Here is a 23,811-nt window from a genome sequence, read left to right as displayed (position 1 = left end):
GTCAAAGCATCTTTTAGGGACCGAAGGCTAAACCCTCTGCATCCTGCAGAAACGCCTTCATGACCTGCATCCTGCAGGCCTCAGCGGGCTAGGCGCTGAAGCTGGATTCAGAAAACAAAACCCATAATTCAAAGGGATAAAATAAGTGAATATTCATTCATTTCTCTTTACTAAAAAACCGCAGACAATTTGCATTGCCTGCGGTTTATAGTCAGGTATAGAATTATGAAAGGCGTTCAAGCACCAGTTTATTAACGATTGAACCATCCGCTTTGCCTTTTAGCTTCGGCATAAGCGCTCCCATAACTTTACCCATATCAGCTTTAGATGATGCGTTAACTTCTTCAATTGTTGATGCAACAATTGAAGAAATTTCATCCTCTGAAAGTTGCTCTGGCATATATGCCTCAACGTATCCTATTTCGGTTCGGACTTTATCCACGAGATCGATTCGACCTGCATTTTCAAACTCTTGGAGGGAGTCTTTGCGTTGTTTTAATTCGCGAGAGAGCACTGTCAATTCATCTTCTGCTGTCATTTCCTGCTTGCCAAGCTTAATTCCTTCGTTTTGAAGGGAAGCTTTAAGCATGCGGATGACAGAGAGTTTATCCTTTTCCTTGTCCTTCATCGCTTGTTTCATATCATTATTTAAACGCTCGAGAAGACTCATAATTCCACCCTCTCTTAGAATTTACGTTTTCTGGCAGCTTCAGACTTTTTCTTGCGTTTTACGCTTGGCTTTTCATAAAATTCGCGCTTCCGTGCTTCCTGAAGCGATCCTGCTTTAGATACAGTACGTTTGAAACGACGAAGAGCATCTTCAAGCGATTCGTTTTTACGAACGACGGTTTTAGACATCTCTTTCCCTCCCTCCGAGAACAACACAATAAATCATAGTTGTCAACATGCTATAACATGTACTAAACCATTATAATATAAGCCCAAAGGCAGGTCAACTGAAATTGTGAAACTTCTTCGCTTCCCGCCAAAATGTTCCCTGTGTTACAGGTGTTAAAAACCAGTCATTGGATGATCAACTTGTCCATACACTGGTTATAAGAGGTGAGGCGGCTTGCATGTTTTACTGCTTTTTTCCCTGTATATCGGAATGTTTTTATTAGGGATGCTTGTGCTAAGAAAGGGCTTATTTCAGCTTTCAGGAGATAAATTAAAAGAATTTCTATCCAAAGTCACAGATGCTCCCTGGAAAGGTTTTCTTTCGGGAACCATTATTACCGGCATTCTTCAAAGCAGTTCCGCAGTTATGGTCATGACGGTTGGTCTCGTATCTGCAGGAAGCCTGACGTTTCCGCAGACAATCGGCATTATCCTTGGAACTAATATAGGATCTACGGCTACCGCTGAATTCATGTCCTTTTCACTTGACCGCATTATCATTCCCGGAATAGTTTTAGGCACTATGCTCCTGTTCATCCCAAAATCACTGGCCCGGAGCCTTGGCATGGCCTTCATCGGAATATCTTCCATCTTTGCCGCTATGAGCGGTTTTAAAATGCTTTCCAGCACCCTTACAGCTTATCCCGCTGTAAATCAGGTACTTCATACCATGGAAAAAAACCTGTTTCTGGCCCTGCTGATCGGGATGGTCCTAACAGCGCTCATACATTCAGGCTCAGCCACAATAGGAATTGCCATGAGCTTTTTGATGGGAAATCAGCTGAATGTAGAGACTGCCATTGCCATCATGCTGGGCTCAAATATCGGGACATGCATTACTGGATACATGGCAAGCATCGGATCAGGAAAGGAAGCAGCTTTTACAGCTTACGCACATATCTGGCTCAATGTTATCGGAGTGCTTGTGTTTTTTCCTTTTATTCACCAGCTTCAGCAGGCTTCAGCATACCTTACCGATGCCAAGGAAACACAGCTGGCCCATGCAAGTGTTCTGTTTAATGCAGCAACTTCAATCATTGTTCTTCCCTTTTCGCACCACTATGCCCGTTTTATTTTATTTCTTCATAAGCCCCGTACTTAGAAGGTTTATCATCTGCAGAGAAATAAATTTGAACAAAAAAAGCGTGCGGCAGGCAAAATGCCCCCGTTCACGCTTTTCTTATCGTTATCTTAGTAGTCAGAGTCCGAAGTAAGCCCTTTAATGATCGCAATACCCGCACTAGCACCAATTCTGGTTGCTCCTGCTTCGATTACTTTATTGGCATCTTCAGTATTGCGCACGCCGCCTGAAGCTTTGACGCCGATATCCGGTCCTACTGTTTTTCTCATTAATGCGATATCCTCCGGAGTGGCTCCGCCAGTTGAGAAACCAGTTGAGGTTTTCACATAGTCAGTACCTGCTTCAACAGCAATTTCACAAGCGCGCACTTTTTCTTCTTCAGTAAGCAAAGAAGTTTCGATAATAACCTTTGTCAGTGCTTTGCCAGTTGCAGCTGCAACAACTGCCTGGATATCTTTTTTCACCGCTTCATTGTCTTTGTCTTTCAGAGCGCCGATATTAATGACCATATCAACCTCATGTGCACCGTTTTCAATTGCATTCTTCGTTTCAAACGCTTTCGTTTCAGGTGTGTTGGCTCCTAAAGGGAAACCGATTACAGTACAAACCTTAACGTCTGAACCTTGAAGCAATTCGCTCGCATATTTGACCCATGTCGGGTTTACGCAGACAGAAAAGAAATGGTGCTCTTTAGCTTCCTCGCATAGAATTCTTACTTGTTCTTTTGTTGCATCTGCCTTTAACAGCGTGTGATCTATTATGCCTGCTACATTTTGGCTCATAGTGAAACTCCTTTCAAAAACAGCTATTGAGATGTACGTACCTCTCAACTATAACATGTTTAAGATAAATTGACGAGGCTCTTTACATATTACCCAAAAAATAATATTAAACACGCTTTCACTAATATTCATCTATCCAAAACAAAAACCCCCAACAGGATTGTAAGCGGTCCATTCAATCCTGTTGGGGGTTATCGTATAGGTGATTTCTTAGCCAAGAACGGCTTCTTTTAAAGGACTGTTCTCAATAACTGTAACAAATTGGCCCTCGCTGTGAGGATATCCAGCTTTTGTCACCTTGACCTTTACGATTTTGCCGACCATTTCTTCCGATGCCGGGAAAACCACTTTCAGGTAGTTATCTGAATAGCCTTCGTATAATCCGCTCTCAGGAGCTTCTTTAAAACGTTCCTCGGGAATCACTTCCAGTACTTCACCTTCAAAGCGTGAAGCATATTCCTTTGCAAGCTGATCAGAAAGGGCAATCAAACGATGAACACGCTCATTTTTCACTTCTTCATCAATTTGGTCTTCCATTCTCGCTGCCGGCGTACCTGTACGTTTGGAGTAAGGGAAAACATGAAGCTCAGAAAATTTCTGTTCTTCAATAAAAGAAAATGTCTCCATGAACTCTTCTTCCGTTTCTCCAGGAAATCCTACAATGACATCCGATGTAATGGCAAGCCCAGGCAAGGCCTGTCTAAGCTTATCTAAACGGTCTGCAAAGAATTCCATTGTATATTTCCGTCTCATGCGTTTAAGGACAGTATCAGAACCCGATTGGATAGGGATATGCAGATGGCGGACAACTTTATCGGATTTTGCCAGCACTTCAATCACTTCGTCAGTGATTTGGCTTGCTTCTATAGAAGAAATCCTGATCCGCTTTAATCCTTCCACCTGTTCTTCCATGTCACGGAGAAGCATGGCTAGATTATAATCTTTCATGTCTTCACCGTAGCCTCCCGTATGAATGCCGGTAAGCACAATTTCCTTATAACCTGCATCAACAAGCTGCTGTGCCTGGCGAATGACTTCCTTAGGATCGCGTGAACGCATTAGGCCGCGTGCCCAAGGAATAATGCAGAATGTGCAGAAATTATTGCAGCCTTCCTGGATTTTAAGGGACGCACGGGTGCGGTCAGTAAAAGCAGGAACATCCAATTCTTCATAAACCCGGTTTTTCATTATGTTGCCTACTCCATTGATCGGCTGGCGCTCTTGTTTATATTGCTCGATGTATTGAAGCATCTTGGTCCGGTCCTGTGTGCCGACAACAATATCAACGCCCGGGATTGCCATAATTTCAGCAGGTGAAGTCTGCGCATAGCAGCCGGTCACCGTGATAACGGCATCAGGATTTTTTCTGATGGCACGGCGGATGACCTGACGGCTCTTTTTATCGCCGGTGTTGGTAACCGTGCATGTATTGATTACATAAACATCTGCAGGAGATTCAAATTCCACACGGTCATAGCCCTGTGTTTTGAATAGCTGCCAAATGGCTTCTGTTTCATAATGGTTTACTTTGCAGCCCAATGTATGGAAAGCGACAGTTGCCATTTTCATCACCTCAATAATTCTAAATGATAAGATACAGCCGCTAATGCATATAGCGGTGCTGTTTCTGTCCTTAATATCCTTGGCCCAAGCCCGCAAGAAATAAACCCTGCAGCGCTTAGCTTTTCAATTTCAGCCTCTGACAAGCCGCCCTCAGGACCAAAGACAAATAAAATTCTCTGTCCGGGCTCTGCCTTGCCAAGTAATGAGGCTAATATGCTGGTTTCTCCCCGCTTTGCTTCTTCTTCAAATGCTATCAGCTTCACATGGAATCCACCAAGGTTCGCAAGCTCCGTAAGAGAAACTGGTTCTTGCACATTCGGCAAAATTGTGCGGTGCGATTGTTCAGCCGCTTCCTTTGCAATTTTCTGCAGGCGCTCTGTTTTTTTGCCGGCTTTTTTTTGATCCCATTTTACGACGGAACGGGCCGCAATAAAAGGGATAAACTCTGCTGCACCTAGTTCCGTGCCTTTTTGGACGATATACTCCAATTTATCCCCTTTAGGCAGACCGCTCGCAATGGTTACAGAAACGGGCAGTTCTTTTTCTTCATGCTTCCATTCTATAACGTTACCGATCACCGAATCGCTGGCAATATTTGTTATTTCACAAACACCTGCTTGTCCATCCTCTGTAACCGCAATAATTTTTGAGCCTGCTTCCATTCTCATGACACGGGTAATATGATGAAAATCATCTCCGGAAATGGTTACAGTATTTCCTTCAACATCACATTTCCTCAAAAAATAACGCTGCATGCTGGCACCCGCTTTTTTAGTAATAGAATTTCCCGTTTGTCGAAAAAAAGCCGGAGATGCGCTTTAATGATTTCTCTTGGCAATCAGCGCAACCCAGTCTTCCATTAGAATCGTTTCCTCAATGGTAAATCCGGAGGCGCTAATTGCATCCTTTACATCCTGCTTTTTAGCCTGAATGATTCCTGATGCGATAAAATATCCGCCTGGTTTTACTGCTTTAGCTACATCATCAGTAAATCTAATGATGACTTCCGCTAAGATATTGGCAACAACCACATCAGCGGCTTCGTCGATGCCATCAAGCAAATTGTTCTGGGTGACAGAAACAATATCCTGCACCTTATTGAGCTTCACGTTCAGCTTTGCTGAAGTAACAGCAACGATATCGAGATCCAGCGCCTGAACCTTTTGGGCTTCTAGCATAGCCGCCGCAATACTCAGAACACCAGAGCCTGTGCCGACATCCACAACCCTGTCATTAGGCTTTACTGTTCGCTCAAGTGCCTGGATGCACATAACAGTCGTAGGGTGTGTACCTGTTCCAAATGCCATTCCCGGATCAAGCTCGATGATAAGTTCGTCGCTCTTGACTGGTGTATATTCTTCCCATGTCGGAACGATTGTAAATCTTTCCGAAATTTTTACGGGATTATAATACTTTTTCCAGGCAGTTGCCCACTCTTCTTCATTCACTTCACTGATTGAAATAGAATTTCTTCCAAGGTCGATATCAAAAAGGAGAAGATTATTGATTGCGTCCTTGATCTCCTCTACCGTTTCGCCGAGAAAGCTGTTGACAGGCAGATAGGCTTTCAGGATTACACCTTCCTGCGGATAGTCCGCAGGATTTAGCTGGTAGATTTCACCGAAAACATTTTCCCGTTCTTTTACCAAATCGGCAGGGTCCTCAATGACGACCCCGCTGGCACCTGCTTCATGCAGAATATTGGAAACTGGCTCTACTGCTTCATTTGTTGTGTGGATTGTTAGTTCTGACCACTTCATATTGCAAAACTCTCCCCTTATTCGCCTTTAAAGGCACGCTTTACTTTTGAAAAGAAGCCGTCTTCGTGTTCATCAGGTGCAGATTGACCGCTGATTTCAGAGAACTCCCTAAGCAATTGCTTTTGTTTATCAGTTAATTTTTTCGGTGTAACAATCAAAATGACCACATGCTGGTCTCCTTGGCCATAACCCCTGACATTGGAAACACCTTTTCCTTTCAAGCGGAAACGAGTGCCTGTTTGCGTCCCGGCAGGAACTTTAAGCTTTACCTTGCCATGCAGGGTTGGTACTTCTATTTCGTCACCCAAAGCTGCTTGAGTAAAGGTTATTGGCATCTCACAGTAAATATCGTCTCCGTCACGCTCGAAGAATTCATGACCGCGAACGTTAAATACGACGTATAAGTCTCCTGCAGGACCGCCGTTTGCACCTGGTTCGCCCTGGCCTGAAACGCGCAGCTGCTGGCCATCATCAATACCAGCCGGAACCTTTACGCTGATTTTTTTACGTTTTTGTACCTTGCCTGCTCCGTGGCATGTTGAACATTTATTCGGAATGATCTTTCCAGTTCCCTGGCAATGATGGCAGGTGCGGCGATTCACAATCCGCCCGATTGGTGTATTTTGTTCTACATTCAGCTGCCCTGTTCCGTGGCAGTGCGAACATGTCTCAACCTTAGTGCCAGGCTTTGCACCTGTTCCGTGGCAAGTATCGCAATTTTCTTCACGCGGGATTTCAATTTCCGTTTCTTTGCCAAAAACAGCTTCTTCAAAAGAAAGAGTCATGGTGTATTGAAGATCTGAACCCTGCCTTGGTGCATTTGGATCTCTCCTTCTGCCGCCACCGCCGCCGCCAAAGAACGTGCTGAAGATATCTTCAAACCCGCCAAAACCGCCGCCGCCAAAGTCCTGGCCGCCAAAACCGCCAAAGCCCTGATTAGGGTCTGTATGTCCAAACTGGTCGTAATGGGCTTTCTTTTGTTCATCGCTCAGTACTTCATAAGCTTCCTTGATTTCCTTGAACTTGTCTGCCGCATCTGCTTCTTTATTAATATCAGGATGATATTGTTTGGAAAGCTTGCGGTATGCTTTCTTTATTTCATCTTTGGAAGCACTTTTCGACACTCCCAATACCTCGTAAAAATCACGTTTACTCATAGATTAATCCACTCCCGATCCGTTTCACATAAAGATAATATTATCATTTTTCAAAGTTAAAGTGCAAGGTAAAAAGTAAGCACGGCAAATGACTGCGCCCAACATTTAACACAGGACCCTTTATCATATGCATACAGCTTCATCCATTTCCAGCTAAAGGGAAAATTAACCATTTCCCGGTTGTATCTTACCGCCATTTGGAAAACCGCTTTCAGGCCAGGGGACTTTGGCCGGCAGCCCACCATTGGATTCCGCACCTGCAGAGATAAACAATACGTATCATTTAAAAAAAGCCAAAGCCAAGAAACCCTGACTTTGACTTTTTTAATGGTAGTCAATTCAGCTTTTTTTAGCTGAATTATTTTTTATCGTCGTCGTTAACTTCAGTGTACTCAGCGTCCACTACGTTATCGTCGCCATTTCCCTGCTGGTCAGCTCCGCCTTGAGCAGCCTGCTGGGCTTTTGCAGCTTCTTCATAAAGCTTCACAGAAAGATTAGTCACGATTTCCTGAAGTGCATCTTTCTTTTCACGGATATCGCTGATTTCATTTTTCTCGATGGCTTCTTTCAAAGCATCCTTCGCTTCGTTTGCTTTAGCAACCTCTGCTTCATCCACTTTGCCTTCAAGATCTTTTAAAGTCTTTTCAGTTTGGAATACTAGCTGATCTGCTTCGTTGCGAAGTTCAACTTCTTCTTTGCGGTTTTTGTCTGCTTCCGCATTTTCTTCAGCTTCGCGTACCATGCGGTCGATCTCTTCATCAGAAAGGCCTGATGATGATTTGATTGTGATGGCCTGCTCTTTGTTTGTACCAAGGTCTTTGGCACGAACATTTACAATACCGTTTTTATCAATATCAAATGTAACCTCGACCTGAGGGATTCCGCGTGGTGCCGGCGGGATATCGCTCAATTGGAAACGGCCAAGTGTTTTGTTGTCAGCAGCCATTGGGCGCTCACCCTGAAGCACATGGATGTCAACAGCAGTCTGGTTATCTGCAGCAGTTGAGAATACCTGTGACTTGCTTGTAGGAATCGTTGTATTGCGGTCGATCAATTTTGTGAATACTCCGCCCATTGTTTCGATTCCAAGTGAAAGAGGTGTTACATCTAAAAGAACAACATCCTTCACATCGCCTGTAAGCACTCCGCCCTGGATTGCAGCACCCATTGCTACTACTTCATCAGGGTTTACGCCTTTATGCGGCTCTTTTCCAGTTTCTTTGCGGATTGCTTCCACAACGGCAGGAATACGGGTAGATCCGCCGACAAGGATAACCTTATCGATATCAGATGGTGAAAGGCCTGCATCCTTAAGTGCCTGGCGAGTAGGTCCCATTGTACGTTCTACAAGGCTTGAAGAAAGTTCATCAAATTTCGCTCTTGTAAGATTCACATCAAGGTGAAGAGGTCCTGTTTCTCCAGCTGTGATGAAAGGAAGTGAAACTTGTGTTGAAGTAACGCCTGAAAGATCTTTCTTCGCTTTTTCAGCAGCATCTTTTAAACGCTGAAGAGCCATTTTATCTTTAGAAAGGTCAATGCCGTTTTCTTTTTTGAATTCAGCAGCCAGATAGTCGATGATAACCTGGTCAAAGTCGTCTCCGCCCAGTCTGTTATCCCCTGCAGTCGCTTTAACTTCAAATACACCATCGCCAAGCTCCATGATGGAAACGTCGAAAGTACCGCCGCCAAGGTCAAAAACAAGAATTGTCTGGTCTTCTTCTGTTTTATCCAAACCGTATGCAAGTGCTGCTGCAGTCGGTTCATTGATGATGCGCTCTACTTCAAGTCCGGCAATCTGCCCTGCATCCTTAGTTGCCTGGCGCTCAGCGTCATTGAAGTAAGCAGGAACCGTGATAACTGCTTTTGTAACTTTTTCTCCAAGATATTCCTCAGCATATGATTTTAAATACTGAAGGATGATTGCAGAAACTTCTTGAGGAGAATATTCTTTTCCTTCTGCCTCTACCTTATGAGCTGTACCCATATGGCGTTTGATTGAGATAATTGTATTAGGATTTGTGATCGATTGGCGTTTTGCAACTTCACCGACCTGTCTTTCCCCATTTTTGAACGCAACAACTGAAGGAGTTGTGCGGTTGCCTTCCGGATTCGGAATTACTTTAGGCTCGCCGCCTTCCAGTACAGCGACACAAGAGTTCGTTGTACCTAAGTCAATACCAATAATCTTGCTCATTTTTCCATTACCTCCCGTTTTCGTATGTAACCACTCATAATCGGATTATCCGTTCACTTTGACCATAGCAGGGCGAAGGACCCGATCTTTTAGCATGTATCCTTTTTGGAACTCTTCCACAACCACATTGGATCCGAAATTTTCATCCTCTACCTGCATTACAGCCTGGTGCAAGTGGGGGTCAAATTCTTTTCCAACTGATTCAATCGGCTCAACGCCTTCTTTTTTAAGTGCAGCTAAAATGCCCTTATGCACCATATCCATGCCTTGAAGTAAGGATTTAGTCTGCTCATTATCCGCTTCCACCTTAATGGCTCTTTCAAAGTTATCAAGGGCCTGAAGAAGTTCAGAAGCAAGGTTTTGAGCTCTATATTTTTGAGCCGCTTCAAAATCCAATTTCGAACGGCGCCGTGAATTGTCAAAATCAGCCTGAAGGCGAAGGTATCGATTCTCCATTTCCTCTATCTTCGCTTCCAATTCAGCGATTTTAGCGGATGAATCCGTCGTTTCTTCAGATGCTTGGGGATTTTCATCCTGAACATCACCTTCTGCAAATATAGCATCAGCCTCAGTTTCTGCAACTGTCTCGTTTTCAACAGTTGATTCGTTCTTTCTTTCTTCTGTCACAATTTCACCTCCCTAAAAGGGTTGTTTATATGCTAGGAATATTAAGCAGGGAGGATATTCATCCCCCTACCAATATTGCCTTTGCTAATGGTTTTGATACAATCTTGTCAAAAGTGCGGTCATGTCATTCGAGAAAAATTCCAATAGACTGATAACACGTGAATACTGCATTCTTGTAGGTCCCAGGATTGCAATTGTGCCAACCTGCTCCTCGCCCACTGAGTAAGTGGCAGTAATCAGGCTGCAGTCATCAAGTGCTGTATTATTATTTTCCCGGCCGATTTTCACATGGATGCCAGCAGGGTTTTGTTTGATCAAATCATACATTCCCTGTTCCTGTTCAATCATCGAAAGCAGTGATGTCACTTTTTCGATATCATGAAATTCAGGCTGCTTCAGCATATTGGTTTTGCCGCCAAAAAAGATTTTCCCGGCTTCGGAAACCGCAAAGGTATCTGCCAGAGACGATACAATTGTACCGTAATCATGGATATGCTGCCTCAAAAGCACAGCAACTTCTTTATAAATTTTGTCCTTCAGCTCTGCAAGCGGCACTCCGGCCAGCCTGTCATTAAGGATGTTCGCCATCTTTTCAATTTCATTCAAATCGAAGGACGGCGGCAGGGAAATCATCTTGTTTTCCACATGCCCTGTATCCGTTATGATAATGGCAATAGCCGTATCTTGGCTGATAGGGACAATCTGGATTTTCCGTAGCTTATTATCCTTCACTTTCGGGCCCAGCACAATGCTTGTATAGCTTGTCAATTCAGAAAGGATCTTTGCCGATTTCTGGACAATTTTCTCCAGTTCATAAATCCGCTCGGCAAATATGGACTGCAGCATTGCCCTGTCATCCTTCTTAAGCCTTTGCGGGTGGAGAAGATGATCCACGTAGTATCTATACCCTTGTTCAGACGGGATACGCCCTGAAGAAGTATGAGTTTTTTCTATAAAGCCCAGTTCTTCAAGATCCGACATTTCATTGCGGATTGTCGCTGAACTAAAGGTGATTTCTTCTTTTTTTGACAAGCTTCGCGAGCCTACCGGCTGAGCATTTCTAATAAAGTCATCGATAATAACCTTCAGGATCAGCAATTGACGATCAGTTAACATGTTTGATCACCTCTGTTAGCACTCTATACCACTGAGTGCTAATACTACTAATAAATTAACAAATGAAGCCAATGATGTCAACGGATAAACATTTCTTTTTTCTTATAAAAATGATTGAAAGACTTCATTGCCCAGCAGCTTTCCCTGTTGGGTCAAACGGACGGTGCCGGCTCTTTCTTCCAGCAGCCCTTTTGATAATTGTTCTTCGAGCGGTTTCCCGAAAATCTCCTTCATTTCTACAGAAAACTTTTCCCTGAAATGCGCAAGTGAAACGCCCTCTGCTTTTCGGAGGCCTAAAAACATTTCTTCTTCCATTTTTTCTTTTATAGAAACAGTATGCTCCTCCATTGCAGGCAATTCTCCCTCTGCAATAGGGGTCATGTATTTTTTCAGAGGTCCGTAATTGGCAATTCTTTTCCCTGATGTATAGCTGTGAGCCCCTGCCCCAAAACCGAAATACTCTTCATTATTCCAGTATGTCAGATTGTGCCTGCTTTCAAAACCAGGCTTTGCAAAGTTCGAAATCTCATATTGACGGAGGCCATGCTTGCCCATCGTTTCCATCAGCACCTCATACATCCGTGCTTCCAGTTCCTGCGGCGGCAGATTGAGCTTTCCTTTTTGCATAAGGTTGTAAAAAACAGTTTTTGGCTCAACTATCAATGAATATCCTGAAAAGTGAGGAAGCGAAAGCTCCATCGCCTTATTCAGAGTATCTTTGAAGTCTTCCATTTCCTGCCCCGGAAGACCGTATATTAAATCAATGCTGATATTAGTAAAACCAGCCGCTCTGGCTTTTTCAAGTGTTTCATAAACATCTGAAGCCCTGTGTGTTCTGCCAATCTTCTTTAATAGCTCATCATTAAAGCTCTGCACCCCAAAGCTTAGCCTGTTTACACCTGAGTCAAAAAGCACCTTCAGCTTCTCAGCCGATAAATCTCCAGGATTGGCTTCAAACGTGTATTCAGTATTTTCGTTAAAAGGAAGGGTTTCTTTAATAGATGCACACAAATATTCCAGCTGTTTTTCATCTAAGGAAGTAGGAGTCCCTCCACCGACGAAAATAGTGTCAAGATTGCCGGCCGTGTATTTGCGGAGGGAGAGCTCCATTTCTTTTTTCATGCTCTTCAGATATTCATCTACAGGCTGCCCCTGCAGGAAAACTTTATTAAAATCGCAGTAATGGCAAATATGCTCACAAAACGGAATGTGAAGATATGCACTTTTAATCATTGTTATCACACCTTTTAGTCTGGCTTACAAGATAGAAAAAGAGGCTAGATGTCAGTTGTGACCGGTCTAACCTCTCTTTTGGCTTATTTATTTTTTCGGAGTCGTGTCGTCCATTTTCAGAACCGCCATGAAAGCTTCCTGCGGCACTTCTACGGAACCAACCTGCTTCATCCGCTTTTTACCTTCTTTTTGCTTCTCAAGCAATTTACGTTTACGGGAAATATCTCCGCCGTAACATTTTGCCAGCACGTTTTTACGCATGGCGCTGATTGTTGAACGTGCTACAATTTTTTGCCCGATGGCAGCCTGTATCGGCACCTCGAATTGCTGTCTTGGAATCAATGCTTTAAGTTTGTCAACGATCAGCTTGCCGCGTTCATAGGCGAAATCGTTGTGGACAATAAAGCTTAAGGCATCAACTGTTTCTGCATTCAATAGGATATCCATTTTCACAAGCTTGGACGTTTTATAGCCAATCATTTCATAATCAAATGAAGCGTAACCCCTTGTATTGGACTTCAATTGATCAAAGAAGTCATAAACAATTTCAGAAAGCGGAACTTCATATACAATGCTGACACGGTTTTCATCCATATACTGCATATCGATGAAATTTCCCCGTTTATTCTGACAAAGCTCCATAATCGCCCCAACGAATTCATTAGGTGCCATCATTGTCGCTTTTACATAAGGTTCTTCCACACGGTCTATTTTCTGGGGATCCGGCATATTGGAAGGGTTATCCACCTTCAGCTGCGTGCCATCCGTTAAGATAACATCGTAAATTACACTTGGTGCTGTTGTAATCAAATCAATTTTAAATTCGCGTTCAATACGCTCCTGGATAATTTCCATATGAAGAAGTCCAAGGAATCCGCAGCGGAATCCGAAGCCTAGGGCCTGGGAGGTTTCCGGTTCGAACTGAAGCGCAGAATCATTCAATTCAAGCTTTTCCAGTGCATCTCTTAAATCATTGAAACGGGCTGAATCAATCGGATACAAACCGCAGTATACCATCGGGTTCAATTTACGGTAGCCGGGCAGTGCTTCAGCAGCGCTATTCTTGGCACCTGTAATCGTATCCCCCACGTGAGTATCGCCGACATTTTTAATGGCAGCTGTCAGGAAACCTACATCTCCCACAGTCAATTCATCCAGCTGCTTAGCTTTAGGAGTGAAAACCCCTAGCTCGATGACTTCGAATTCTTTTCCCGTCGCCATCATTTTAATTTTATCGCCGACTTTAACAGAGCCTTCAACTATACGGATGTATGCAACAACTCCGCGGTAAGCATCATACAAGCTGTCAAAAATCAGCGCCTTCAAAGGTGCTTCCGGATCGCCTTGCGGGGCAGGAACAAGTTCCACAACCTGCTCAAGGATATCTTCAATCCCAATCCCTGCTTTTGCAGAGGCAAGAACAGCATCGCTCGCATCCAGTCCGATTACATCTTCAATTTCGCCGCGGACCCGTTCAGGATCGGCACTTGGCAAATCGATCTTATTGATAACCGGGATAATCTCCAGGTTATTATCCAAAGCCAGATACACATTGGCCAGAGTCTGCGCCTCAATTCCCTGGGCAGCATCCACAACTAGGACCGCTCCTTCACAGGCAGCAAGGCTTCGCGATACTTCATAAGTGAAGTCTACATGCCCTGGTGTATCAATCAGATGGAAAATATACTCTTCTCCATCCTTGGCTGTATATCTTAATTGAACAGCATTTAATTTAATCGTAATTCCCCGTTCACGCTCAAGATCCATCGAATCCAAAAGCTGGCTCTTCATCTCGCGCTGAGCCAAAGCGTTCGTCTTTTCTAAAATACGATCCGCCAATGTAGATTTACCATGGTCAATATGAGCAATAATCGAAAAGTTACGAATTTTAGATTGCCTCTTTAACTTTTCTTCTCTATTCATAACATTCACTCCTACTTGTCGACACAATGCACTATTTTTGATTATAGCAGTACAAAAAGAGAGATTCAACAAGAAAAGCGGAAGCGCCTGTTCAGCTTGCGAAGCAAATAGGCGCATGGGACTGGAAGGCTGCTCTTTGCCTTCCTGGCACATGCGGTCTTTTGCACAGCAAGCTAGGCGCTGAAGCCAGACATCAAGAAAAGCGGAAGCGCCTTGTTAGCTTGCGAAGCAAATAGGCGCATGGGACTGGAAGGCTGCCCTTTGCCTTCCTGGCACGTGCGGTCTTTTGCACAGCAGGCTAGGCGCTGAAGCCAGACAACAAGAAAAGCGGAAGCGCCTGTCCAGCTTGCGAAGCAAATAGGCGCACGGGACCAGAAGGCTGCTCTTTGCCTTCCTGGCACAGGCGGTCTTTTGCACAGCAAGCTAGGCGCTGAAGAAAGGGGCTAACAGGAACAAGAGCTTTCTGAACCGGAAATCAGCCCCCTTGTTCAGCACACAGTTTACGAAAACAGCCTTTCTTGAATATTGAAGTTTTTAATAAGTTTTGTAAGGCAATCACATTATTAAACAGAGCTGATTGGAGCGTAAGGTGCGAGACTCCTGCGGGATCAGCAGGAAAGGTGAGACCCCGCAGGCAAAGCCGAGGAGGCTCACCGCCTGCCCCGCGGAAAGCGAGCATCCTGAAGCGTAAATCAGCCCCCTTTCAAAAAAAAGAAACCAATATCACAAGTGGTTTCTGATTCCAGCTTTTTCAGCGGGTGCCGCCTATTTTATCTGCCGTTTTTTCAAAGAGACTTGTCAAAGATTGGGACAGCTGCTTTCCTGCCGATGAAAAAACATTGTAGGCTTTAAGCTGCTGGAGCTTTTCTTTCTTTTTTTCAAGGTCGTGGCTGGTTACTTTTTCGCCGAGAATGGCTGCTTCCATATTGCCCTTTTTGGATTCCTTCACTGTGAATGCACTGTACAGCTTAGGGTCATTGAAGCCTTTCATCGTTTTCATTCCCTGATTGGCATACTGCATGCCGATCAGGACCCCAAGGAATAAGATAAGTGTTACGCCTAGACATTTCATTGAAAACCGAAACATGGAAACAGCTCCTTTCTGCGGTTATTTTGCTGCCGGACTGCCTGATGATCCGCTTACGGATTTAGCATCCCAGTAAATTTCACTGAATGCATCTGCAAAGGCATTAATTGTCCGGTACATTTCATCGAAATTATTATCCACTCCGCCAATTTCAATAAGCATGGCATTCGAGGAAAGATCCTGGTTATACACACCATTGTCGCCCTTGTCCTTTTTCAGCAGCACTCCCCTTGATAATCCGGGATATTTTTTATCAAGCGCCTTATGCATCTTGCTTGCGAGTGCAGCGTTTTTTTCATAATTGGCATTTTTCCCTCCAATTACAAAAGCAATCTTGGCATAGCTTTTTCCGTTCAGTACAATAGTCGTGTCTTTTTTGCGCCTCGAGTCCCGGTGGATATCGACAAAATACTGAAGATTCTTATTGGAGGCGATCATCGTCTGCAAGACGCCTCTTTCCTCCTGATAGGACCTGGAATATTTCAGACCTTTTTGATTAAGCCTTGCAAGGATATCTGTTTTGCTGGCCTGTGATCCTATTCCCTTATCATTTAGATCCTGTACAAGCTTATCAGTCAGCTTGGTTACATTGATTTTTGAATGGCTCGCCATATTCGGATCTGTCACACCTTTGAGATAAGGCAGAAAGGATTCCCTGTTGTGCGAATTATATATCAAAACCACTTTTCGCCCGCCAGTGGTCATCTTAGGATCCTGGGATGCCTGCTTTTGCGGTTCTTTTATTTGATCCACATTCTGGAGTGCAGCATCCTTTCCATTTTCCGCTACATCACCTGGAGGCGATGATTCATAAGGCATATTGGTATAGTTTGTCCCTTTTCCTGCTACAAGGATTTCCGTATCAAATATCGAGAAGCCTGGCAGCTCCCTGCCTAGAAGGCTTCTGGGGTCATCCATGGAAATATTAGTTGTCAGCTTTAAAAGCTGGGGAGTCACGCTAACAGCAGGCTCTCCACCAGGGAGTGCGTTAAAAAAGTAATGATTTTCGCTCGCCAGCATGGAGAAGAGCATTTTTCCTGAAAATTGGTTGGCAACCGAATTTACCGAACCGGATGAAATCCTATATTCTGGCCGCAGAGATGTGAGAACCCCGCTCGCCGAAAAAATGAAAAGAAGCAGAACCAGAATCGAAAGAAAACCCTTAATAATCGTTGAGCCATTGATAACTGTGATCATACCTATATGCCGGTTTCTTCGCATCTTTTCTTTGTCACCCTTTCTAAAGCTTGTCTAGTAATGCTTATGAAGATACTAGAAGAAGTAGAACGGGTTTTTTGAAAAAGCTAGTCTCTTTAGCGCGTATAGTAGCCAGTATTCCCCTGGTTGATGGCTTCATGGAGGGCTGCATTCAATCCGTTCGCTAGTAAATTGGCCATATCCTCTATGAATACATCCACTTCCTTAGGCGTCACCATCAGATTATGTCCGATAGGCGAAAGCACTTCATGGATAAGTTTCCTTTTTTCATCTTCTCCAAGGGTGCCAATGATGCCCAAAAAGGTCTGCCTGTGCTGTTCATCAGGCAAATCTTCATCAGTCAGTTTTTTCTTTTTCCCAAAACTGAACCCTGCAGGAGCGAGTGCCCTTGACGGCCTGTCACCCTCTTTTAGCTCGCTGCCAAAATGCTTCAAAATATAGTCAATCGTATCACTCGTAATCGTAACCGCGTCCACTACAGTTGGCACACCTACAGCGATGACTGGAATTCCCAGCGATTCTTTACTGAGCTCTTTTCTTTTATTTCCAACTCCAGAGCCTGGGTGAATGCCTGTATCTGAAATCTGGATTGTGGCATTGACTCTCTCAAGAGAGCGTGCGGCGAGCGCATCCACCACAATGAGAAAGTCCGGCTTGCTTTTTTCAATCACCCCAAGGATGATATCACTGGTCTCGATACCTGTAATTCCCATAACTCCAGGAGCAATACCGCTTACTGGCCTGTATCCCTCCTCGACGGATTCCGGCTGAAGCTGAAATAAATGCCTGGTAACCACAAGATTTTCCACTACTGCCGGCCCTAAAGCATCAGGAGTCACATTCCAGTTCCCAAGTCCGACTACAAGGCAGCTGCTGTCTTTTGTGATGCCCATTCCTTTTATAAAACTTCCAAGCTCACTAGCAAATACTTGCTCTACCTTACGCTGGGTTTCCGTATTTTGCTGCCGGATTCCCTGTACTTCAATCGTTAAATAGCTGCCTGGCTTTTTGCCAATATGCTTTTCGCCTTCAGCTGTTACTTCTATCAAAGAAATTTTCAGGTCATCAACATCCTTTTCCTTAATGATGACACCTTCAATATGAGAAACATCTTTTTCACCCGCAACTCCATTCTTGTCCATGACAAGCTCCCTTGCCTCTACAGCAAGATCTGTCCGTACTGAATATTGGCTAACATCCAATTTCTTTTTCATCAAAGCTTGTTCTCCCATCTGTAAAAGAATATAATCTAGTATTCTCCATACTTTCTTATAAACATTCTTCCGATATTGCTTTTTTATTCTCGATTCTTTTGATACAATGATATGTAACGAGATAAAGCTTGGTCTTAAAAAAATAATTCCTTTTCGATTCTGATTCAGAGTATTGCATTATAGGGAGCAGTCTGATAAAATATCACTTGTGCTATTTGGTATAGATTTGAAAAGTCGAGTTCATATAATCTCGATTTCTTGTGTAGGAGGTGAACGGAATGCCAAACATTAAATCTGCAATTAAACGCGTAAAAACAAGCGATACTAACCGCGCTCAAAACGCAACTGTAAAGTCTAACATGCGCTCTTCAGTGAAAGTCGCTGAAACTGCATTAGCTAACAGTGCAGACAATGCAAAAGAAGCTCTATTAGCTGCTTCTAAAAAATTAGACAAGGCTGCATCTAAAGGATTAATCCATAAAAATGCGGCAGCCCGTAAAAAATCTCGTTTAACGAAAAGACTTAACTCTTTAAACGCTTAATGAATGCTCAATGAACGATCCACCCGGGTCGTTTTTTTCACGCTGCAAAAAGGTGACAGCCATATGGCCGTCACCTTTTTGCATTATTCATTATTAACAAGCATTGCAGCCCCCAGCCAAATGCTTTTCTGGTCATTTTGCAATAGTTATAACGTTGCTTTTCCTTGTTAAATAAAGGAGGAGATGAAAAATGAAACGAGGTATAACTTTCGAAATTCCCAATGAATATGGAAGTTTTCTTTGGAAGGTATTAACTCCCTTTGAAATTACTGAATTCGTTTGGTTAAGCGCTGACGAAGAATCCTATTTAGTGGAGAATAAAGAGTTACGGGAACCACTTTTCCCAGAAGAGATGAACGGGATGGATAGCTTATTTCTCAGAGAACTTTTGGAAGAAAATAAATATTATCTCATCTTTGTAAATTTACAAGCCTATCCGAAAGGGAAGAATCCATTACATATTGAAACGTATGATGAATATGTAAACAGCAATTGTCAGCTCGTGCTTTTAGTTGTTGATTCTATATATGTAACAATTTATTGTAAAGACAAGGCAAAACTCGAAGGCTTATATCAAAATGCGAAATTAAAAGGTTTTAATAGCCTCAACTATATTACAGATAAAAACGATACAAGAACAAGGCTATCAGTGTGATAATAACTGATTTTAGCTTATAAAAAAGCCAGCTTCCTTAAGACATAAGGAAGCTGGCTTTTTGATTGCTGGTTACTATTCAAACAGAAATAGGCGGATTGGAGCGAAAGGTGCGAGACTCCTGCTGGATCAGCGTGGCAGGTGAGACCCCGCGGAAAGCGAAGCACCTGCAGCGGAAATCTGCCGGCCAATTTAGCAAAGGCTATCCTTTAATGACTTTAATAGCTTGTCCTAATTATGACGGTTTCAGCTAGCCCTACGCAGAATTACCTCATTTTTAAAAGCAGCAGTTCCAGTGTGAGTGCTTTGTCAGCCTGGCCCGTTTTTATTTTATAATCGGCTTCGGCAAGATCTTTCACAATGGCCAGGAGTTCTTTTTCCAGAAATGTGTTTGTTTTTGCGGCAGCGAGCTTCACCCGGTAAGGATGGACCTTAAGCGCTGAAGCAATCTTCTGCTGGCTGTAGCCCTGCCTTGACAGCTCCTTTACCTGGTACAGCATGCGGATTTGTCCTGCAATTACGCTCAGGATTTTAATCGGTTCTTCATTCTGCCGCAGAAGGTCACGATAAATGGTTATCGCACCCTCAATGTTCCGCTGCAGAACATAATCTACAAGCGTGAAAATATTTTGTTCCAGTGATTTAGCAACAAGCTTTTCAACAACCAGAGTATCTATCCTTTTTTCGTCATCCGCATACAAAGCCATTTTATCAATTTCGCTGGTAAGCTGCATAAGGTTTGTCCCAGCAAGTTCGAGCAATAAGTCGATGGCATTTTCATCAATCTGCACATGCGAAATGGCTGCCCTTTCCCTGATCCACGCCTTCAGTTCATGATCATTCAGTTTTTTCGCTTCGACAAGAACTGCCTTCCTTTTAAGCTCCTTAGTGATTTTTTTCCGCTCATCCAACTTTTCGTAAGGAGCCGTTAGCACAACAATTGAATAAGGGGCAGGATTCGATAAATATTCCTCAAGCCTTTTTACCTGATGCTCAATTCTTGATTTTGTTTTCTCCGCAGTCAAAAAGAATGGGTTCTGCATGAAAACAAGACGCCGATCTCCCATAAAAGGGAGTGTTTCAACGTCTTCAAGGGCTGTTTCTATTGGAGTTTCTTCTAAATCAAACTGAGCAAAGTTAAAATCAATCTCCTCTTCTGTAAGTGCATGCTGCAAAAAAAGCTGCTTTGTTTCGTTTATCAGGTAAGCTTCTGTCCCATATACCAGGTACACAGGGGCAAACTGCTTTGCTTTAATACTTTTCCAAATATCTAATACCAATGAAAACCGCCTCTTTGCTATGTATTCTTATTATAATGGTATAGATAAGAAAGCATTTTGACAAGCTATTAACGGGAATCGGCCTAATAGGCCAATCCCCGATTTATATAAACGCTGCCAAGAAAGTTCCGGATTACTTTCTTATACAGCGGTATTAGATATGAAATGAGTATGTCTGCCGCCTGACTTAGAAGCTCAACCTGCTTCATATAATTATTGTTGCCCCTCACGGCTAAAGTATTTGTGACAACTCTTGTCAGTATAGGAAATCAAAATGGAACTGTAGATTTTTATTTTGTAATCGCTTATACTAAAAGTGAAATAGGAGGGGTTAGCCATGAACGAATTCGAAAAAAATGTCCAATCGAAACGTAATGATGCAGTTGACGCCGGAGTTGGATTTGGTGTTTCATTTGCATTTTTTGCCGTGTTGTTCATCATTGCTACCGTAATTCATACGATAGGTTCTTAAGTATACTATCCGGCAAAAATGAATGCGTTAACAAGGAGAAAATGGAAGAATTCCCGCCCGATAGAGGCCGCTTTTCTTTAGGGTCTCTTTCTTCATTTCCTCTTCCTTTACTGACATACTATGGCAAACTGGTTGAAAAGGTTCCCCTTCTCCCTGAAAAGCGGTAAGTGACTGCCCCCTGTTCATCTGTCCGGAAGACCTTGATATGAAGCATGGTTAATGCTTTGAGCGTTTCCTGGTGCGGATGGCCGTAGCGGTTGTTTTTTCCTGCAGAAATGACGGCTGCCATTGGCGAAATGCCATTCAGGAATTCTGCAGAAGAAGATGTTTTGCTGCCATGATGGCCTGCTTTTAGAATATCTGCGGAAAGTCCCGGATAGGTGCGAAGCAGCTCTCCTTCGCTTTTCACTCCAAAGTCGCCTGTAAACAGCCAGGTAAGGCCACCCATTTTTGCAAACAGCACGATGGATGATTCATTTGTTTCTTCTTCCGTTCGATAGGGATTCAGCACAAAAAATTCTGCTTCTCCTGCCTTCCAGCGATCTCCTCTTTTCACCTCTGCAACCGGTATTCCCTTCCTTGCTGCAGTCTGTATAAAATCCTTCTCCCTATATTTCTGTTCGTTCCCCATCCCTAATACAATCTGTTTTACCTCAATGCCTGCAAGGATTTTATCTGAACTTCCTATATGATCAGTATCCGGATGCGTCAGAATCAGCTTATCCAGGCCATGGATCCCCTTGCTTTTCAGCAGCGGAATAATTGTACCGCTGCCCGTATCAAATACTTTTCTGCGCTCTTTCCACTTTTCTTGATGAAACATCAGCTGTCCGCCTGTATCGATGAGATAATTGCCCCTGCTGTATGGCAGCTGTATTAAAATTGAATCACCCTGCCCTACATCAAGGAACGTCACTTCTCCAAAAGGTGAAAATTTATTGATATGATATTGAACAAGCAGCACCGCAGCAAGAAAAAATACTGCTTTACGGCACTTTGAAAGCGAGGTTCTTTCCCATTGTATAAATATGATGAATATGCTGAGTGAAAGGAGCAGCATGGTCCAATAAGCAGGTTTTCCAAATGTCAGGTATGACAAAGGAAGTTTTGATATCCTTTCTGCTAACCAGCTGCAGAACCGGAATAAAAGATCCAGCAGCACAATCAGCGGTTCCGAGAGATGAGGCAAAAAAATCGAAAAAGCCAAAGCTATTATTGAAAAAGGAAGAAACAGGATGGAATACAGCGGTACATATATTACGTTCAAGAAGATGCCGAGCACGGAGACTTCATAAAAGTGATACAGAAGGACTGGAATGGCCGCCAGCTGGCAAATGATGCTCATTATTAAAAGCTGCTGAAGATGGTTTGGGTACTTTTTTAGAATAGGGGCTGATAAAACGATGGAGAGTGAAACAAGGAAAGATAGCTGAAAGCCGATATTAAATAACATATATGGACTGTAAAGAAGCAGAAAAAGAAATACACAAGCCATGCTTGCAGTAATAGCCTGCTTTTTTCTGCAAAGGGAAAGGAAAAAATACAGCATGGCCATAAGGCAGGACCGCAAAACAGATGGACTGCCTCCTGAAAGGATCATATATGCGGGCAATAAAATAAGGATGATCATGCTCATTTTTTCTCTGGTGATGCCCATGCGGATTCCCAGATAAAATAGAATGCCTGTTAAAAAACTGACGTGAAGTCCGGAAATGGCCAGCAAGTGGACGATGCCAAGTCTCTGATAGGCCAGATAGTCTTCTTCACCGATCTCCTTCCCATCTCCAAAAATCAATGCAGAGACAAAGCCTTTTGAAGATTCGGGAAAATGATTTGAAATATAGGAGATGCCTTTTGCCCTGAGTGAGGAAATCATGAATGCGGGGTTTTTTGGGTTGTGGCGGCAACTGTCTAACGATAAAGTCTTAGCTCGGAGGATCCATGAAATGTTTTTCTGTATCAAAAATTTTTTATAATCAAATCCATTCGCATTTCGTGCAGCTTCAGGCTTCTCAAGCTTGCCGGAAATCAAGCAGGAAACCCCCGGGCCCATGTATTGCTGCAAGGCAGATTTTTCTTCTTCAGTTCCTATGCTGTAAAATAGCTGAAGGCTTTCATTCTGGCTTTTCACTGGGCTTTTCATGAGGCTGCCATCAAAGTCCGGCATTTCTGAAAAGGTAATGAGAAAGGAATATTCCCTGCCTGTAAATACCGTTTTTTGCCGGATTGCAGCAATGTGTGCCGATGAAAAAAATAAAGCAGCAGCCGCACATTGAAGAAGCAGATTTCTAAATCCTGCTGTCATATATAGAAATATAAAATACAGAAGCAGGATGAACAGAATCTTCCCGCTTCGTGAAAAATAACAGGACGTGCCAAGTGCCGCTGATACGGCTGTGAAAATGAGTTTTTTATCCACTTAACTCCCCCGTTAAACAGTAGGATTGAATATTGATTCTGCCTGCTTCCGCAATTCCGCGATTTCTTCTGGAGTTCTTCCAGAATGTCCGAGTTCTGTCAGCAGGGACATAACAAAATCCTGCTTTTCTTTTTCGCCTTGTGCAGGTGATTCCGCCCTGACATGCTCAACTTTCACTCCCGCCTGCTCAAACAGTTCGATAGCATAAGGATGGTTTTTGTAGTCCTTAGCATAATAAACTGCTTTTATGCCAGCCTGAATGATGGATTTACAGCATTGAAGACATGGAAAATGCGTCACATATATTTCAGCTTCTCCTGTAGGGACCCCGAATTTGGCACATTGCAGAATGGCATTCATTTCCGCATGAATGGTACGGACACAATGATGGTCAATGACATAGCAGCCTTCATCAATACAATGCGTGCCCCCTGCAATGGAACCATTATAACCTCCGGCAATGATGCGCTTGTCGCGCACGATGGTGGCTCCTACCGTCAGTCGTGTGCAAGTGCTTCTTAAAGCTAATAAATGGCTTTGTGCCATAAAATATTGATCCCAGCTGATACGTTTCATGATTTGTCTCTCCCT

The 23,811-nt window shown here is 43.4% G+C and carries 22 protein-coding genes; 4 read left to right on the top strand and 18 right to left on the bottom strand.

All coding sequences use genetic code 11. The features are described 5' to 3' along the window. Nucleotides 1-223: 223 nt before the first annotated feature. Complete coding sequence (locus BM126_RS08400) at nt 224-670, bottom strand: GatB/YqeY domain-containing protein (protein WP_090989100.1); 447 nt, start codon at nt 668-670, stop codon at nt 224-226. Nucleotides 671-684: 14 nt separating this feature from the next. After that, nucleotides 685-858 (bottom strand): 30S ribosomal protein S21, encoded by a 174-nt coding sequence (gene rpsU, locus BM126_RS08395; protein WP_028391853.1) that lies wholly within the window; start codon nt 856-858, stop codon nt 685-687. Nucleotides 859-1,072: 214 nt separating this feature from the next. Between rpsU and BM126_RS08390 the strand changes: the two genes are divergently transcribed. Continuing rightward, a complete protein-coding gene (locus BM126_RS08390) occupies nt 1,073-1,999 on the top strand; it encodes a Na/Pi symporter (protein ID WP_090989099.1) in 927 nt (308 codons plus the stop codon). Nucleotides 2,000-2,088: 89 nt separating this feature from the next. On the opposite strand, the gene deoC is transcribed toward BM126_RS08390, so the two are convergent. From deoC to gpr, 13 genes are all read right to left on the bottom strand, one after another. Beyond that, nucleotides 2,089-2,760 (bottom strand): deoxyribose-phosphate aldolase, encoded by a 672-nt coding sequence (gene deoC / locus BM126_RS08385; protein WP_090989098.1) that lies wholly within the window; start codon nt 2,758-2,760, stop codon nt 2,089-2,091. 210 nt (nt 2,761-2,970) lie between these two features. Next, complete coding sequence (gene mtaB, locus BM126_RS08380) at nt 2,971-4,323, bottom strand: tRNA (N(6)-L-threonylcarbamoyladenosine(37)-C(2))-methylthiotransferase MtaB (RefSeq protein WP_090989097.1); 1,353 nt, start codon at nt 4,321-4,323, stop codon at nt 2,971-2,973. A gap of 5 nt (nt 4,324-4,328) precedes the next feature. Beyond that, a complete protein-coding gene (locus tag BM126_RS08375) occupies nt 4,329-5,078 on the bottom strand; it encodes a 16S rRNA (uracil(1498)-N(3))-methyltransferase (protein WP_090989096.1) in 750 nt (249 codons plus the stop codon). Between the two features lie 63 nt (nt 5,079-5,141). Next, entirely contained in the window at nt 5,142-6,083 is a 942-nt protein-coding gene (gene prmA / locus BM126_RS08370; RefSeq protein ID WP_090989095.1) for a 50S ribosomal protein L11 methyltransferase, read from the bottom strand. Nucleotides 6,084-6,100: 17 nt separating this feature from the next. Beyond that, nucleotides 6,101-7,240, bottom strand: coding sequence for a molecular chaperone DnaJ (gene dnaJ, locus BM126_RS08365; protein ID WP_090989094.1), 1,140 nt, complete (start codon nt 7,238-7,240; stop codon nt 6,101-6,103). A gap of 358 nt (nt 7,241-7,598) precedes the next feature. Further along, the gene (gene dnaK, locus BM126_RS08355) at nt 7,599-9,434 is read right to left on the bottom strand and encodes a molecular chaperone DnaK (RefSeq protein ID WP_090989092.1); all 1,836 of its coding nucleotides are present in this window, start codon (nt 9,432-9,434) and stop codon (nt 7,599-7,601) included. 45 nt (nt 9,435-9,479) lie between these two features. Further along, entirely contained in the window at nt 9,480-10,061 is a 582-nt protein-coding gene (gene grpE, locus BM126_RS08350; RefSeq protein ID WP_090989091.1) for a nucleotide exchange factor GrpE, read from the bottom strand. Between the two features lie 84 nt (nt 10,062-10,145). Continuing rightward, on the bottom strand, nt 10,146-11,177 hold the full coding sequence (hrcA, locus tag BM126_RS08345) for a heat-inducible transcriptional repressor HrcA (RefSeq protein WP_090989090.1): 1,032 nt from the start codon (nt 11,175-11,177) through the stop codon (nt 10,146-10,148). A 102-nt stretch (nt 11,178-11,279) separates the two neighbouring features. Further along, nucleotides 11,280-12,410, bottom strand: a complete 1,131-nt coding sequence (gene hemW, locus BM126_RS08340) for a radical SAM family heme chaperone HemW (RefSeq protein WP_090989089.1) — start codon at nt 12,408-12,410, stop codon at nt 11,280-11,282. Between the two features lie 87 nt (nt 12,411-12,497). Continuing rightward, the gene (gene lepA / locus BM126_RS08335; RefSeq protein WP_071350728.1) at nt 12,498-14,333 is read right to left on the bottom strand and encodes a translation elongation factor 4; all 1,836 of its coding nucleotides are present in this window, start codon (nt 14,331-14,333) and stop codon (nt 12,498-12,500) included. Between the two features lie 751 nt (nt 14,334-15,084). Continuing rightward, a complete protein-coding gene (locus tag BM126_RS08320) occupies nt 15,085-15,420 on the bottom strand; it encodes a YqxA family protein (RefSeq protein WP_090989086.1) in 336 nt (111 codons plus the stop codon). 21 nt (nt 15,421-15,441) lie between these two features. Next, nucleotides 15,442-16,617 carry a stage II sporulation protein P gene (gene spoIIP / locus BM126_RS08315; RefSeq protein ID WP_371261430.1) on the bottom strand — a complete coding sequence of 392 codons (1,176 nt, stop codon included), beginning with the start codon at nt 16,615-16,617 and terminating at the stop codon, nt 15,442-15,444. 116 nt (nt 16,618-16,733) lie between these two features. Then, nucleotides 16,734-17,852 (bottom strand): GPR endopeptidase, encoded by a 1,119-nt coding sequence (gene gpr / locus BM126_RS08310; RefSeq protein ID WP_090989084.1) that lies wholly within the window; start codon nt 17,850-17,852, stop codon nt 16,734-16,736. Nucleotides 17,853-18,130: 278 nt separating this feature from the next. Here gpr and rpsT point away from each other — a divergent pair, with 278 nt between their 5' ends. Further along, nucleotides 18,131-18,394, top strand: a complete 264-nt coding sequence (gene rpsT, locus BM126_RS08305; protein WP_071350734.1) for a 30S ribosomal protein S20 — start codon at nt 18,131-18,133, stop codon at nt 18,392-18,394. Nucleotides 18,395-18,584: 190 nt separating this feature from the next. Further along, entirely contained in the window at nt 18,585-19,049 is a 465-nt protein-coding gene (locus BM126_RS08300; protein ID WP_090989083.1) for a DUF2691 family protein, read from the top strand. 266 nt (nt 19,050-19,315) lie between these two features. Here BM126_RS08300 and holA read toward each other — a convergent pair whose 3' ends face one another. After that, nucleotides 19,316-20,329, bottom strand: coding sequence for a DNA polymerase III subunit delta (holA, locus tag BM126_RS08290; protein WP_090989081.1), 1,014 nt, complete (start codon nt 20,327-20,329; stop codon nt 19,316-19,318). 337 nt (nt 20,330-20,666) lie between these two features. Between holA and BM126_RS08285 the strand changes: the two genes are divergently transcribed. After that, a complete protein-coding gene (locus tag BM126_RS08285) occupies nt 20,667-20,801 on the top strand; it encodes a YqzM family protein (RefSeq protein ID WP_071350737.1) in 135 nt (44 codons plus the stop codon). A 118-nt stretch (nt 20,802-20,919) separates the two neighbouring features. Here BM126_RS08285 and BM126_RS08280 read toward each other — a convergent pair whose 3' ends face one another. Both BM126_RS08280 and BM126_RS08275 read right to left on the bottom strand, forming a co-directional pair. Beyond that, nucleotides 20,920-23,220, bottom strand: a complete 2,301-nt coding sequence (locus tag BM126_RS08280) for a DNA internalization-related competence protein ComEC/Rec2 (RefSeq protein ID WP_090989080.1) — start codon at nt 23,218-23,220, stop codon at nt 20,920-20,922. 12 nt (nt 23,221-23,232) lie between these two features. Next, nucleotides 23,233-23,796 (bottom strand): ComE operon protein 2, encoded by a 564-nt coding sequence (locus BM126_RS08275; protein ID WP_090989079.1) that lies wholly within the window; start codon nt 23,794-23,796, stop codon nt 23,233-23,235. Between the last annotated feature and the right edge of the window lie 15 nt (nt 23,797-23,811).

The organism is Bacillus sp. OV322 (assembly GCF_900112495.1).
In the GTDB taxonomy this organism is placed as follows: domain Bacteria; phylum Bacillota; class Bacilli; order Bacillales; family DSM-1321; genus Peribacillus.
The sequence above is the reverse complement of the archived record's forward strand: the minus strand, read 5'-3'. Positions and strand labels throughout refer to the sequence as shown.